This is a genomic window from Sulfitobacter sp. HI0040 (assembly GCF_001634885.1).
Taxonomy (GTDB): Bacteria; Pseudomonadota; Alphaproteobacteria; order Rhodobacterales; family Rhodobacteraceae; genus Sulfitobacter.
This window is the reverse complement of record NZ_LWEX01000273.1, coordinates 1-1,016: the sequence shown is the minus strand read 5'-3', so window position 1 is coordinate 1,016 and position 1,016 is coordinate 1. Positions and strand designations below refer to the sequence as shown.

Annotated in this window: 1 protein-coding gene; it reads right to left on the bottom strand. The window is 65.0% G+C overall.

The features are described from left to right. Positions 1 to 1,016, bottom strand: a 1,016-nt coding sequence (locus tag A3728_RS13640) for an ABC transporter substrate-binding protein (protein WP_236630501.1), incomplete at both ends; no start/stop codon positions are given.

Below are 1,016 nucleotides of genomic sequence, written 5' to 3'. Positions count from 1 at the left end.
AGGCCCAGATCGCCTGCTCGGGCACGTTGTAGAGCCCGCTCGCGGCCACGACGGGTTGCGGCGCTTCGGACAATATGCCGATGGCAAACTGCCGATCCGCGTGGATGGCAAGCATTTCGCGCCAGATGAGGGTCCGCTCGGCTGTGTTCCTCGCTGAATTCCATGCGCGGGAAAGGGCCATCAGCCGTTTGGCCGCCGTCATGTCCGGGGGTTCCCCCGCTTCGCCGGAGGTTTGATAGTACTGTCCCCATTTCGGCCAGGAAAAGAACTCCTGATTGGTGGGAGCGAGGTACATGGGCGATGTGTCCGCGGTGGGCAGGCCGTTGTCCCAGCCGAACCAGACGGCGGCCATGCTGACCCCGGCGTAGACGCGGTTGCGCAGGATGTCCCGGTCCAGCGGGCGCAGGATCAGGCGGATGCCAAGTTCGCGCCAGGTGTCGGTGATGATGGTCAGTGCGTTCTCGACCTCTTGCCGCTCTCCTGCCGTTTCGATCACGAATTCCATGGGGCGGCCGTCGGGCAGCTTTCGCAACCCGGAGGGCGTCCGTTCCGTCAGGCCCATCTCGTCCAGCAGGGCGTTTGCCTTTTCGAGGTCGAATTCCGCCCAGGCATGCAGGAACGCGGGATCGTGCAGCGGGCTGGTGGACAGGGCCGTCATTCCGCCCTCCGTCGCCATCCCGAAATAGAGCGCCCGATTGATCATCCGGCGGTCGATACCCAGGCTGAGCGCACGGCGGAAACGGGCGTCGCGCATGACCCCGCGCCAGACCGGGTCCGTGAAATTGAGGTTGGGGTAGATCGCGATCTGGCTCGCGGCGCCATTCGCCCAGAGCAGGGTGCGGTAATTACCCCCTTCCAGCTCCCCTTTCTTGAGGATGCTCACATCCGAAAAGTCGAGCCCGCGCGCCTGCAGATCGACCTCTCCCGCGTTGGCCTTGGCTGCGATAAGGCCGCCGCCCACCACGGTCATCTCGACCACGTCGACATAGGGCAGTTGCACGCCGCGCGTGTCCACC